Source organism: Paenarthrobacter sp. NPDC092416 (genome assembly GCF_044755025.1).
In the GTDB taxonomy this organism is placed as follows: Bacteria; Actinomycetota; Actinomycetes; order Actinomycetales; family Micrococcaceae; genus Arthrobacter.
In genome coordinates this window covers 246,154-259,674 of the sequence record NZ_JBIVQG010000002.1, presented here as the reverse complement: position 1 = coordinate 259,674, position 13,521 = coordinate 246,154, and the positions used below count along the sequence as shown (strand labels likewise).

General features: G+C 57.4%; 10 protein-coding genes. 6 read left to right on the top strand and 4 right to left on the bottom strand.

What is annotated here, in order from left to right; all coding sequences use genetic code 11:
- Positions 1-10: 10 nt before the first annotated feature.
- Positions 11-5,557: a hypothetical protein gene (locus ACIQC5_RS05350; protein WP_400279102.1), complete on the top strand. Its 5,547-nt coding sequence runs from the start codon at positions 11-13 to the stop codon at positions 5,555-5,557.
- Positions 5,558-6,057: 500 nt separating this feature from the next.
- Here the strand turns inward: ACIQC5_RS05350 and ACIQC5_RS05345 are convergent, their stop codons facing one another.
- Both ACIQC5_RS05345 and ACIQC5_RS05340 read right to left on the bottom strand, forming a co-directional pair.
- Positions 6,058-6,426: a hypothetical protein gene (locus ACIQC5_RS05345; RefSeq protein WP_400279099.1), complete on the bottom strand. Its 369-nt coding sequence runs from the start codon at positions 6,424-6,426 to the stop codon at positions 6,058-6,060.
- A gap of 9 nt (positions 6,427-6,435) precedes the next feature.
- The gene (locus tag ACIQC5_RS05340; protein WP_400279096.1) at positions 6,436-6,579 is read right to left on the bottom strand and encodes a hypothetical protein; all 144 of its coding nucleotides are present in this window, start codon (positions 6,577-6,579) and stop codon (positions 6,436-6,438) included.
- An 875-nt stretch (positions 6,580-7,454) separates the two neighbouring features.
- On the opposite strand from ACIQC5_RS05340, the gene ACIQC5_RS05335 reads away from it, so the two are divergent.
- Positions 7,455-8,087 carry a hypothetical protein gene (locus ACIQC5_RS05335; RefSeq protein ID WP_400279094.1) on the top strand — a complete coding sequence of 211 codons (633 nt, stop codon included), beginning with the start codon at positions 7,455-7,457 and terminating at the stop codon, positions 8,085-8,087.
- Between the two features lie 291 nt (positions 8,088-8,378).
- Here the strand turns inward: ACIQC5_RS05335 and ACIQC5_RS05330 are convergent, their stop codons facing one another.
- Together ACIQC5_RS05330 and ACIQC5_RS05325 are read right to left on the bottom strand one after the other, a co-directional pair.
- Positions 8,379-9,098 (bottom strand): hypothetical protein, encoded by a 720-nt coding sequence (locus tag ACIQC5_RS05330; RefSeq protein ID WP_400279092.1) that lies wholly within the window; start codon positions 9,096-9,098, stop codon positions 8,379-8,381.
- Positions 9,088-9,636 (bottom strand): hypothetical protein, encoded by a 549-nt coding sequence (locus ACIQC5_RS05325; RefSeq protein ID WP_400279090.1) that lies wholly within the window; start codon positions 9,634-9,636, stop codon positions 9,088-9,090. The genes ACIQC5_RS05330 and ACIQC5_RS05325 overlap by 11 nt, the downstream gene beginning before the upstream one ends.
- A gap of 442 nt (positions 9,637-10,078) precedes the next feature.
- On the opposite strand from ACIQC5_RS05325, the gene ACIQC5_RS05320 reads away from it, so the two are divergent.
- Genes ACIQC5_RS05320 through ACIQC5_RS05305 form a run of 4 tightly spaced genes read left to right on the top strand, consistent with a single transcriptional unit; the run spans position 10,079 to position 13,521 of the window.
- Complete coding sequence (locus tag ACIQC5_RS05320) at positions 10,079-10,417, top strand: hypothetical protein (RefSeq protein ID WP_400279087.1); 339 nt, start codon at positions 10,079-10,081, stop codon at positions 10,415-10,417.
- 4 nt (positions 10,418-10,421) lie between these two features.
- On the top strand, positions 10,422-10,727 hold the full coding sequence (locus ACIQC5_RS05315; RefSeq protein WP_400279085.1) for a pore-forming ESAT-6 family protein: 306 nt from the start codon (positions 10,422-10,424) through the stop codon (positions 10,725-10,727).
- Between the two features lie 27 nt (positions 10,728-10,754).
- Positions 10,755-11,126: a DUF6507 family protein gene (locus tag ACIQC5_RS05310; protein ID WP_400279082.1), complete on the top strand. Its 372-nt coding sequence runs from the start codon at positions 10,755-10,757 to the stop codon at positions 11,124-11,126.
- 4 nt (positions 11,127-11,130) lie between these two features.
- A complete protein-coding gene (locus tag ACIQC5_RS05305) occupies positions 11,131-13,521 on the top strand; it encodes a hypothetical protein (RefSeq protein ID WP_400279079.1) in 2,391 nt (796 codons plus the stop codon).

Here is a 13,521-nt window from a genome sequence, read left to right as displayed (position 1 = left end):
GGAGTGGAAATTGAACGAACTGTTTGGGGCCGCACTTGGTCGTTGGCTAGCAGAGGGAGTGGGTCTCCGTTCGGCTTACGTACCCGATGGTGTCTCGCGAAACACGGCAGCGGCAATCGTAGAGTCAGCAAACAATACCCTTCCCCCGAATGATATTGACGGCCTGCCCTTCTCATTGCTGGTTGCAGATAACCGAGATTCTCCAATGGATGAAATACCAACAATCACAGCCGCCGGTGGCGTGCAATACCGGCATGGTCTTCGCTTACTCGTCGTGCACGGCCGCCATCCTGAACTTGCTTCGATCACGAGTTCATTTCCCGCCGTCATAGACAAGTCTTTTCCAAGTGGAGCAACTCGTCAGGGACTCCGCTCGTTAGCCCGACAGTCTTTAAGGGTCGTTTTCGATGCCGCAAGAATTCAAAGGGAAGCACCAAACTCTGCCGTAGAGGTATTAGCCTCCACATTTGAGGACTCACGGTCAGCCCTAGAGAAGATCCGTCAGGGGTCTAAACCATGGAATGCCTGCTGGTTCGAGCATGCCTCGACCGCCCTCGTGAACCTAAGTAATTCGCTTGTCTTGGCGAGGGAGGACAATCCGGCACTCGATCTTGAACGGCTGCTCAGTGACTACATCCCGGCAGCCTTTGGGCTACCACAGCGGGGCCTGGATTCGGCTGGCAAGGGTACACCATTTAATGCGACCAAGTTCAAGGATGCCGCCGAAGCTGCGTGGTCGGACGAGGAAACGATCAGGACTACTGTTCAGCAGTTGGCCCACCACCCCGATACAGCTTACGACTCTCATCCTTTGGCCGCTGTTGAATGGGGCGGGTTTGACCAGACCCTCGCAATTGAAGACAACATCGTACTCGCTCTGGCTAAGCATGGACGGGACAAACCCGGGACCACTCAAGCATTTGCGAGTTTGACTTACCGGCAATTTGTGGATCCGTGGACAGAGGAGTCCCTAAGAAGCAATCTCCGTGTCTTTCGCGACCCAACAAACCCGCACGGAATGTCGATAAGTGAGCAGGCAGAATCAGGGCCGGACCTAGTTGAAGTTTATTTCACCTCACCTGAGGAACCTGCATTAGGTTTGGAATCCGACGTTCTTCATATTCGCATTCCGACCTTCTCAAAACCAAGCCAAGAATTGGTTGATAACTCGCAAGCTGAAATCGTCACATCTCTCAAGTCTCTTCGTTGGTCCGGAGTCCTGACGCTGGAAAATGACGAACTATGGGCAGTCGGCAAGTTCTCGCTACCCGTAGGACGGTTCCCTCTCAAAGTGCCTGCGCGGCCCGCTACATTAAGAGTCAACGTTGCTTCAATGGATCCTTTGGCGCCCATGGTGGACCAATCGAAGACACGCCAGCTCCTTTTCGCCATAACGAGCGTTCCGGGATGTTGGGTGCAACGGATGGATGATGCTGGGACTACCATCGGCAAGATTGAGTACGTCGGAACAGAACGCATCGTCAGTAATGGAAACCCCGAAGACTTGGACGTGTCTTGGACCACGGACGAAGTCGGCCAGGCTTACCGCTTTCTTGCATGGGGTTCCGAGGATGGCCCACAGCTCGATTTTGAGTCGGCAGGCATGAACTCACTTCATGGCCGACCACATATTTTCGAATTCTCTCTTAAAATTTCTGATCAGGATGAATTTGATATAGCGACCTGCCACTTTGTGTTGCGCGCGGTGCAAAACTCTTCAACCGATTTTTCGCCACTAATCGCGGCTATCAACAACAATAGAATCAGTAGTGATGAGGCCCCAACAGAGATGAAAGACTCTCTTCCGGGAAAATATGAATCGATTGTTGCGGAAAGAATTTTTGACCAACATTGGCTGCTCGGATTGGGTCACGTAATTCTCCCGACCGACCAGTCATCAAGTTCTATTACTGAGGCAGAGTGGTCCGAGGAACACAACGTCCTAATGCCTCCACGACTTGGACCTTCTTGGAACGATGTGTTCGGCGGCGTTGTTAGCGAAGAACTGCTTTATTCAGCGGAAGCTGAACAATTTCGGCAAGCGTTCTTGGACCTTGGCATTGAGGAACTTGTTCAACCGACTGGTTATGAAGGTTCACGCAACTGGCCGTCGCGGATCTCATGGCGCCATTTGTGGTCCGAGAAACGGGAGGCTCTGGATGGCTACCTCCTCGCACACACGGCACTCATCAAGAAAGCCGAACAACTTGGAAATCCATTCGGCATGCTCTGGGCTGCTTATCCGTTTAGCATGTCTGGATGGTCGACTGCCACAGCGGCGCAATGTCAGGCAATTTACATCAGCCCGCTCCATCCACTAAGGCTGGCTTGGCTCGCCTCAGTTGAGCATACGATCGTGGAGTCGACGAAACCCGAGGCTCTCGCCGGAACAATCGAAGGGTGGAAATTCCCCTATATCGGTCCCTGTGGAACGCTTCAAGGATTCGCACTAGGCGTTCCTTGCGACGCAGGCCCAGCGCAGCTTTTCATGGGCTGGGCGCTGCTCGTGTCAGCCGAGCTTCAGATTCCCAAGCCCTTGCAGGCCCCTTACAGGTTCGGACACGACCCCCTCCCAGGAAACACAGCATCGGGGTTGAATGCAACATCAGCTTCGGCAGCGCTGAGGGATTTTCACCGGCTTCATCCACAAGTCTCTACCCTCTCAATTGACCTGGCATCTACGGTCCATTCGCAAAGACTTTCAGAAATTGACGAAGCCGTCGTAGATGCCGTGGCCCTTTGGGCATCGAATTCCAGTGCTGACCTCCCCGGAGGCGTTCGCGTTCTAGATTCTCTGAACCGCCGGGGCGACATTCCTCGGTTAGCAGCGAGCAGGCTCCTGGCCACCGTTTCAAACACCCCCTTTAGCTGGACGCGGTATGAGCACGTGCCCGGGAAAACTCAGCGATGCAACGTCCGTCTACTCCAGGATTCTGGAGTAGCCCTCTTTGCTGGACCTGCGGCTCCACAAGACGGACCCCATCGTGGGCTGGTCGGGAACGTGCCCTTACGCCGCTTCGAACTGCAAGAAGCAACCGGACTCTCGAAACGCTCAACTAGCCTGCCTGCCCTTCATGACGGTGTGGCCCCGACCGCATTCAATCTTTGCCTTCAGGCTCTCGAGGGCGACCAGACAAGACCCAAGGTCACAACGATGATCCATAATTCGATTCTTGTGGATCCTCGCGCAGACTGGACGGTTTCAGGCGAAGCGATGATCAACCCAGGTGCTATGTCCTCCATGATTCAAGAGCATGGATCTGGGTCACAAATGCTGTGGGAATGGAGGCCGCCCTTCCTCGGAATGGACGACTCCATACCTGCTCTTGACCGCAGGCCGTTCATATCGGTGGCGCGGGTTCCGCCGTCTTTCCGTAGCAAGTTGTCACGAATGCTACAGACGGTCAAGGGACAACTCGTTTCCGATTCTGAAATTGATACGCTCCTTGGAGTGCTCGGGGCCCGCGGGATTGGCCTGTCATCTCTCCTGACGATGAGCGAGAATCATTCATCAGGAGCAGTGGGCTTTTACCTTTCCCTCAAGCTCATGGAAGGACTAGCACGCACGGACTGTGACGATTTTGTGATTCCACTTGATGCCTGCGACGTATTTTTGAGGGCAATGACGGGAACAAAGAAGCCTCGTACCCGTGACAAGCGAGCAGATTTACTTTCCATTCGCGTTTCCGAGGGTAACATCGTCTTAACGCCAATTGAGATCAAGTCGTACGGTTTGGGTTCTCATGAGCCAGACCACGTCCTTCCGGGGCCAGCAGCCGGCGCATTCAACGAACCGACTACCCAGTTACTATCAACAGTGGCTTTGCTCCGTCTCCTCGTCAAGCGCCACACAGAGGACTGCTCTGACCGAGACTCTGCCGATGCCGCCATATGGTCGAACGCGCTGGCTTCTCTGGTCGAAGTTGGAATGAAGCTGACACCGAGATCCCTCCGGGACCTTGACCAGATTGCCAGACGCTTTCAAAGGATTATCGACTCAAACCTCAGCTTGCGAATGGGTAAACCGCTGGTAGCTTACTTTTCACATGGAGCCTATACGTCTGGAGGACAAGAATCCGCGGCGTACTTTGATCTTTTGAGCGACAATGGATCTGATCAATTCGAATTCGGTGCACATGTGGTCAATACTTCGGCTGCTTTCGCATCTATTGATGACCTCGGCAGTGACATAATCCAGCAATGGAGGTCGTTAGTTGACTGGGCTACAAGTGAGGACGATATCCTCACCGAGTCCGAACACAACGCATCTGACGACGGCTCGGAATCAGCAGGTACTACTGATCCCATGGAGCGCACGCATGGCGAAGGCGGCCAGAAAGGATTCGGGCCCACTGAAGGTCGCGCTACAGTCCGAGTTGTAGGCGAAGAAATTCTGACGACTGGTTCTGCCAACCAGGATCATGCGAAGGTTCATAAAGAAGGTGTCCGGATCTCTGTTGGCCATCTCCTACACTCAGTTGGCGATGCCGAGGCAGATTTTTGGCCTAGCAACACGGCGCTAAATCAGATGAACGTTGGTGTCGTCGGGGATCTCGGAACAGGGAAAACTCAGCTCCTAAAGGCGCTCGTTTACCAACTACGACGTACAACGCCCCGTGTGCAGGCGCCACCTCTCTCTGTATTAATATTTGACTACAAAAGAGACTTTCAGGATCCCGCATTTCTTCAATCAGTTCACGGGCGCGTTCTCCATCCACATAAAATTCCTCTAAACTTGTTCTCCATCTCAGGGCAGTACTCACGTCAAAAGGCCTATCAAACGGCGAGCCGATTCGGTTCGGTTCTCCAAAGAATCTATAGCGGAATCGGCCCAAAGCAAATGCAGCGTCTAAATGATGTAGTCGTTGAGTTATTTGATTCTAATCACGGCTCCTCGCCAACATTGAGCGACGTCTACTTTTCATACCTTGAGGCAGTGGCCGCCCCTGATGCACTGAGTGCTATTCTTCAGAGTTTCCATTATAATGAGGTTTTTACGGACGATCCTGCAGAGTTTAGAACATTCGCCGAATTACTGAATGATACAGTTCTGGTTGTGGCAATTGACAGTTTCGGCACGGACCAGAATATGAAAAATTCGATAGTTACATTGTTTCTAAATATGTACTACGACCATATGCTCGGATCCACCAAATGGCCTTACACTGGCGATGAGCCACAGCTGCGGAATCTCAACTCGTTCCTCCTGGTTGATGAGGCTGTCAACATCATGGAGTACCGCTTCCCGGTTCTGCAGCAGCTGTTACTGCAGGGGCGCGAATATGGCTTTGGAGTTATTCTCTGTTCGCAGTACCTATCCCATTTTCGTCAGGGAGATGTTAATTTTGGTGAACCACTCCTAACGTGGTTCATTCATAAGGTGCCTAGCGTTAGGACCAGTGAACTACACCATCTGGGATTAACGAGTCTGAGTGATACGGAAGCGGTCAAAATACCGCAACTGAAAAAACATCAGGCACTCTATTCATCTTTGAATCATCCTGGTGAGTTCATCGCCGGTACTCCTTATTACAGGTTAGTTGCAGAGGAGGAGTGAGGCGCCCTATGAATGTGCTAGCGAAACCAACCTCGTTGCTGTTGAATCGGTGACCAATCGCCCCAAGGGTCTGGGAAGATCTGCAATGGCAGTCGACCTTCGACCGTCCTCAGGATGGAATTATCGCAAACGACTAACGAGCGTTGCTCCGCACCGCTACGAGCTCTCTCATGAGGGCCGGGTCGTGGACTACGGCGCAATAGCGTCCTGCATGACGGCCATCAGATTGGACTAGTGGCCGCTGTAGCAGCGTCGGCTGGGTCGTCGTTTAGGATCCGGCAACCGGACAATTGACTGGCGGGGGTCGTCAAGCTACGTGTTCGTCGCTAACTTGCCGCAAGTACTTTCGTCGGTAAAGCGAATGCGACGTCGGCATTTTGAAAGTCGGCGCCGGCGCCACAATGAGTCCGCATACGCCCATCCCAGCAATGAAGACAAGGTGTGGGACCCACTGCTAAGCGGGTCCCACACCTTGCACTACGCCAAACAGATGACAGAAATCACCCCAACCCCACCGGCAGATTACCCACCGCGATATCTATGATGTTCAGCCCCTCATCCACCAGGGCACTCCCCTGCGGCAGCGTCACGCTAGACACTTCGAACGCCGGCGGGATGTCGATCTTCGTGGCAAACACCCGAGCCGGCTCATCCACCCGCACAACGGTCGACGGACCGCCGATGTAGGCTTGCGTGTGCCTCTGGTGATAGGCCGATGAAGCAACAACCACGCTGGTATCCGAAGGAACTCCCGAGAGCCAGTTCGGCAACGACAGAACCACGTCACGCTTCTGGCCATTCGTGAAGTGCACCGTCGACTCCTGAGACACGTAGTTCATCGATGGCTCGGCGTCATTGTGGCTCCCCATTATCGTCCCCTAACGGGCCAGTTCATCGGCGAACGGGTCATCACCTTGGACGGTTTCGGTGACACCCCACGTGACCACCGCCATCGTCTCGACAGCCACCACGACGTCAGTCGTAGCCAGCGCGCCAACACCGGAGCGGCGACGGTCGCTCACGACCGGAAATGCGCGTGCGCATCTCTACTCACGGACATTATTGCCACCTTTGCTCTGCACCCGCGCGCAGATAGACCTCGATTCGCCGTACGCCATTCGATGCGAAAACGCCGCCACTCTCTAAACGTCCCGTGATTTGCCGCCTTCAACGAGCAGAATATATCCATGGGTGGATCAATTTTCGTACCTGAAATTGAAAACCAGGACGCCAGTGCACGCCGCACGCGCGCCCTCGCATCCGCAAGCGCATTCGGCAAATTCGCCGTTAGGGTGTCAACGCACTCGGGACAGCCTTCGTCTGTGTCAGGCCCAAGGGACACGCCCAACGGCTCCCTGGTTGTAACAAATTACGAATCGGCGCGTAACAATTCGCTGCTGCACCCGGGGCCAGAGCGCCTCCTGACGCTACTGCCAAGCCGGGAGGTAGTGCTTGGGACCGGTCGGATAATCGAACTACTCTCGTACGAGCTTGCCGACCTCGCTCAAAGTCATTTGAGCGTTGAAAGCAACGCGGACCTACTCAGGCAACTCCGGCAAGAGAGCGCCCGCCCCTGTGGATTCAGGCTTGACTCAGACAATTTCGAGGGATGGCTCCTTCAAACGCCTCTCGTTAGCGGGGCGGCGTTGCACCATCTTGATCGTCTTTTCATGTGGCTCTCCATCGGCAGTTGCGCAGCCGCGCCCGCCATAACAACAGCAGACTATGGCAAACATGTTCGCTCACTGATGAACATAAAGGATTAAGTCAAGGTCTTGTCTCACTTATGGATCCTCGATAAGGATGCCCCCATTGGGGGTGGATAAAGCAGTCAAAGTCGGCTGCTAACGATCCCTCATAGGCAATGAGAGGGATCGTCTTGAAAACGCTAAGACTGATGACGGCCGTAATGGCTGCCTTGCTGTTCGGTGCGGTTATGACCGCACCGTCCGCGAATGCCGCGCCAGGAGAGCACGCGTCGAGTGCATCTCCAATCGGCAAGTCGCATTCACAGAAACCAGTAAAAGGTGGCCCCTTGGATCTCAGTGACCCGAACGTAGCAGCGCACGACGCCAAGATCCGAAAGTCCGGTGTGAAAGTCCTTTCAGCGACGACTTCGCCCTTCGTGGTAGCAGACGCGAGAGAGAAGAAGGACAAGGAGAACAAGAATTCAGATGCGGCCATCGCACCCATGCTCTACCCGTCAGGGTGCGGTTTGTCCGTCTGGGTTTACCAAGATGGCGGAAGGATTATCTCCAGTAACCTAACGTCGTGTCCTTTCACGTTCAGCACCGCGGACATGGACTCATGGCTAGGTTTCTATGCGTGGTTCAGCTACAACAACCAAGTTGCTTCGAACGTGACGTACTCTGGCCCAGCAAGCTCGTTCACGAATGACTATGCGTACTGGTGCGCGAACGGTAACAACACTTCTTACCGCACTGAGACATACGGCGAAGTCTATTTGGGTGGTACTCGCTACTCTGCAGCGGCATACGACGAGCTGACGAACGTTCCTTGCGGCACGTGACGTCCATCAACAGAACCGATCACTAACTGATCGGAAGCTGGGGGTATCGCCCCACCCTCAGCTCTAAGACCGACTTACCTCACTCAGCTTCCAGGCTTTCTATTTCGAATCTTCTGAAATAGAAGCCATTTTCCATTTAAGAGCAGATTCCGCGGAACCCCACTCTCGCCCTTTTACGAAATGCGGCCCGCCCCAGCACCCCGACCTATGTTGAGAAGAGGTAAGGGTGTGAACAGGCGTAGGACCCGTTTTCCCAGCGGATCCCAGACGAGCCCTACCTCACCTAGCGAGCTAAATCACCCCGACCCCACCGGTAACCGCGATATCCATAATGTTCAGCCCTTCATCCACTAGGGCCCTCCCCTGCGGCAGCGTGACGCTCGAGACTTCAAACGCCGGCGGAATGTCGATCTTCGTGGCAAACACTCGGGCCGGCTCATCCACCCGTACCACCGTCGACGGCCCACCGATGTAAGCCTGCGTGTGTCGCTGGTGATAGGCCGATGAAGCAACCACAACGCTGGTATCCGAGGGGACTCCCGCGAGCCAGTTCGGCAAGGCCAGAACCACATCGCGCTTCTGCCCGTTGGTGAAGTGCACCGTCGCGACGCCCGAGGACACGCTGCCAGTGGAGAACCCCGTCACCAGCAACGTCCGCCCCTTGCCCGAAACAGCAACTTCCTGCCCCGCAGCCTTCAAAGTATCCGGCGTCCCCACCGCCGTAGGATGCCAAACGGACGACACCCCGAATGCCGAATACCGCTCGCCCGAGACCAACCCAGCCGCCGCCAGAGCCTCTTCCGAGAACGTGCGCCGATCCGCCGTCACAGCCCCATTCCGCGGATTGGCGGCATTCGCCACCGACGTCTGGTTCACAAGCGAACCAAAAGGCAGCGCGGCAGAGGCAACCCCAGGCCCCTGATAAGCGCCGATGTTCGGTGCCCCAGCAGAAGAGGCACCAGAGGTGGCGTTACCGAAGAAGTCCCTGCCGCCGTCGTCGCTAATCTGCACACCGGCACCAAGCAGCGGCGACCCTGAGAGCAGGCGATACCCCGGAACAGTAAGCGTAGTCTGCCCACTCCCCGCCAGCAACCAACTGAGGATCCCCCAGCACGGAACCAGTCTCACCGGCCGGAGGCAAAATACCGCCGAAGTACGCGTTGTTCGCATACACAGCCGACGCGACTTTCAAACCGCCGCCCGGTGCCACGAAGAGGTTGTTGCGGAGCTCGCGCGGGCCGGTCATGTCGTCCAGGAAGACGCGCGACGGGCAGTAGAACGTGTTGTTGTAGATGTAGTGCTTGCCCGTACCGCTGCTGCTGCCGCCCAACCGGCAGTCATCCTGGGCGATGTTGTACCGCAGCACCATGTTCGCCGCGGTGGCGCCGCCGCCGCAGTTCGAGACGCAGTTCAGGTAGAAGCCGCCCGCGTTCCCGTACGAGTAGTTGTACTGGAAGAGGCAGGTTCCCACGATCTTCATGTCTATAAAGAGGGCTTGGGCACGTGGTTTGGGGTCAAGTTCGTTGGGACGGCATCCAGTTAGTGCCACCGCGGAATACAACTACGACGATGAACCTCAGTGGGATTTTCCCGTAGATTCTGCCGTATACGTCAGGGACCAAGAGAAGTTCCCTCGAGATGAGAACCAGATGCCAAGCTGGCTAAAGCAGAAGTTGCAAGCGGGTCGCCTACCAACTGACAGTGACAGGCACTGATCGGCGTCTCCCGCTCCGGCCTGACCAGATCGGTCAGTGCATTCGCACGGTGCCGCAAGATCAGCAGCGCGGCACTGACATCCGCATTCTCCGGCGGAGTCGACAGATCAAGAAACCTGATTTCCCAGCGTCCTAAACGGCAGAAACGCGACACGTCAAGTCACACGATTCGTCGGCGGGTATTTACTGCATCGACTGGACATAACCGGCAGCGTTCACCATCCTTGTTAAGGTGCTTCGGCATGCCACCACCGACGACTTCTATTGGGGGAACCAATGGCCATCTTTGATATGGGTGCCGAGACGCTCGGCAACCTGAACAAGCAGACCGACGCGTCCCATCAAGACCTCGGCGCGCTGGTCCGCCGTTTCGTGGACGCGGTGACCCCGTTGGAGGGACGGTTCAGCGGTGCCGGCAAGGCGGCGTTCGATTCCTTCAAGAGCCGCTCTGACCTGGTCGCTTCGGAGCTGAACACGGCCCTGGCCGCGATCGTGCACGGCCAGTCCGGTATGAACACTGCCTTCACCCAGGGCGACCTCGCCGCGTCCGATAACGCACGCCGGTCCGAAGGTTCCGCGAACTTCGACGCCGCACGATTCCAAGGCAGGGCATAAGAGCATGACAACGAACCGAATCGCATACGACACCAACGTCTCCGCCCAGGTCCAGTCCGACATCCAGGGTCTCGCAGCGCAGCTCGAATCCCTGATCGCGGCCCGCCAGTCCGACGTGAACCAGGCCATGGCCGACTTCCGGGCCGACGGCGTGGACGCCGAATACCAGGCCGTGGAAGCCCGCTGGGGTTCAGCCGCGGACGAGGTCAAAGCCATCATCGCTCTGGTCCGCACCACCCTCGGCGCGAACGACGACACCGCCACCACCGCGGCCACCTCTGCCCGCAACGCCGTGCAGAGCATCGGCTAACCCGCACCTCCCGGGTAATCCGAAGCTATGGCTGCATGGAACATCGACACGGCCGGGGCGGCCTCCACCATCCGGGCCACCGCGTCCCAGGTGGAAAGCGTCCAGCCCTCCCTTGAGGGCATGGGAAAGGCTCTCGAACAGGCCGCTGCCGCCATCCCCGGCGACGCCGCGGTGGTCCTTGCAGCGCTGAACGACGTGGTGGTTCTCGGACTCACGCCCGCGGCCAACGAGGTGGCGAGCCGTTCGGAGAACGTCATCACCTCCACCGCACAGGCCCTGAACTTCTACCAGCAAGGTGACCTGACCATGGCCACGGCCGCGCAACGCAGTGCCAGCCTGGTTGACCTTGATCCTGGTACGCACGTACATGGCGGGCCGGCCCGATTCTTGAAGGATTAGCGCTGTGTCGAATTCAGAAGTTGGTCCTTCGGGCCTGAACCCGACCGGCGGGTTCAGCCTGCCCGACGTCGATTCCCTCGACAGCGCCGCGCACTCCCTCCGACAGCACGCCGATGATTTCCTCACCGGCGTGTGCACTTCGACGGCGATCTGGCGCGGTTTGTCGACGTCGTACTCCTCGGACGAATCCCCCATTGTGCTCGCGGCCTTCGACAGAGTCACGCCGGCGGCGCAGCGCGTCCAAGCCGATGGAGCCGCGACGTCGACGGCGTTGGCGGCCTTTTCGTCGACGTGCCGTGAGCTGAAACACCGCTTGGAGGCCTACGGCCGTCAGGTCCGGGCTCTGGATGCGGACATCAACGCGTTCCCCACCTCGGTGGAGAAGACCACCATGGTCAAGGACGAACGAATCACCACCACGGTGCAGCAACATTGGACCGGTGAAGGCGACCTCACGGCACGGCACGACGCTCTCGCCGCAGAAGCACAGGCCATCCACAACGACTACCTCGCAGCGCAAAACACCTGTGCCGGGGCCCTCGCCGCGGTGTCCGGCGGGGAATCATACTCCGTCTCACAGCCCGCGGGCCCGGACTTGAAGTCCGGAAACTGGATGGATGAACTCCTCTGGAGCGCCGGAACATTTTTCGGTGTGGAGCACCCACAGGAGGAACAACCTTGGGGCAAGCAAACTGTTCCCTACCGCCCGAACGGGACTATGGGGCTCCTTCAAGGCTTCGGCGGTGGATTGATTGAGACAGTGAACGGGGTCTGGGCACTCACTCTGACCTTGAACCCAGAGAAGCGCGACCAGGCCTGGGGCGGATTCAACGCGACCATGGCAGCCGCCGGGACGCTGCTCGCGACTCCATTGTCCTTGTGGGACGAAGAGCGCAAGCAGCGTGAAGCCCCCGAAGTCCAGAAGGCCCTGGACCTGTTTGGATCGATGGGGCCAGCCTTCATCCACCAAGAAGACGCCGACACGAATGCAGGCTGGGCTGCCGGTGCGACAACGTTCAACGTTGCAAGCATTTTCGTCACTGCCGGGGCCGGCGCAGGTGTCAAGGCAGCGACAGTCACCACCAAGGCCGGGCTGGCGGTTGAGCGGCTGAGCATCGCCACGATGAACAGCAGCCGCCTCGGGTCCCTCTCAGCTGGTCTCGGCAACACCGCGACCGGTCTGCTGAAAACCGGGATCTTTCTCGATAAACCGGGCTCTCTGGTGCTGAAGGTTTCCGACATCCTGATGCCGAACACCACGTCAAAGGTCCTGGACACCATGACCCAGGCCCGCGTCGGCACGTGGACTGCTGTCAGCAACGCCAAAATAGGTGCAGCTGAGGCCCTCGCCGGTGCCAAACGAACAGCGGCAGACGGACTCGGGAACCTCGCAGAAAGTGTCCGGACCGCGGAAGCCAGCCTGCCCAGAGCCATCATCCCGGACCCCAGCGGCGTCATGACGCACTCCGGCATCCACACCGGGGTGCCCGACTGGCTCGACAACCGAGCCGCGACCATCCGTGAGACTAACCCTCCTGCCTATGTGCCGCCCAAGGCTGCCACCACGGACCTGCCCGCGCATCCCGCCGAACCCGTGGTCAAACCTGACCACTTCGTCCGCCCGGACGTGGTGGAGAACACGGTCACCCTCAAACACGGCGATCTGCTGTTCCCGGTCAGCCGGAGGGACAACTTCGCCGCCAAAACCGGGCTGCAACCAAACACCGAATACATCATCGACCACCGCACCAAAATGAAAGACAGCTCCGGCGGCCACACAGCCAACACCCTGGAGGGGTTCTACACCGACGAAACCGGCAAAGTAACCATCGTCAATACATATGCCGGGGTCAGGGGCGCGTGGTCAGTCGAGCTGAACAAACCAGTGCCCAACGTCACCTACAACGTGGTGGCTCAGGTCGACGGCGGCCTGCAAAACACCTTCACACTCGTCATGGATGCCAACGCCCACCTCGCCTCCGCCAAAGGCCACATCACCTCCACCCTGGTCGGCGACATGAACCGAAACGGCTGGCAGCAACTCAAAGCCGGCCGGCTCGGCGGCCCCGGCTACGACGGCGGCCACGCAGCCCCCTCAGCCCTCGGATTCATCGGTGAGCGCGGCGGGCTGTTCCCCCAGCACGAATGGCAAAACCGCAAGGCCGGGGCACCAAACGACCTCGACGAAACGAACAACTTCCACGACACTGAGATGGAAGTCATCGCCAGAGTAAAAGAAGACTTGACCGCAAGTAGGCCCGTTGACCTCCAATGGGAGATGGAGCTTGTCACTGGAGACCGAAAGGGTCTGCCCAGCACCGTCCAACTCGAGTACAGGTTTGGCCACGAAGAGTGGCAAGATTTCGAATTCAACAACCTAACAAAGGAAGGCTGA

Bases quoted from the DNA above. Each gene is read 5' to 3' on its own strand.
- ACIQC5_RS05315 (WP_400279085.1), top strand. From the start codon at position 10,422: ATGACAACGAACCGAATCGCATACGACACCAACGTCTCCGCCCAGGTC.
- ACIQC5_RS05345 (WP_400279099.1), bottom strand. From the start codon at position 6,426: ATGGGGAGCCACAATGACGCCGAGCCATCGATGAACTACGTGTCTCAG.
- ACIQC5_RS05320 (WP_400279087.1), top strand. From the start codon at position 10,079: ATGGCCATCTTTGATATGGGTGCCGAGACGCTCGGCAACCTGAACAAG.
- ACIQC5_RS05310 (WP_400279082.1), top strand. From the start codon at position 10,755: ATGGCTGCATGGAACATCGACACGGCCGGGGCGGCCTCCACCATCCGG.
- ACIQC5_RS05335 (WP_400279094.1), top strand. From the start codon at position 7,455: ATGACGGCCGTAATGGCTGCCTTGCTGTTCGGTGCGGTTATGACCGCA.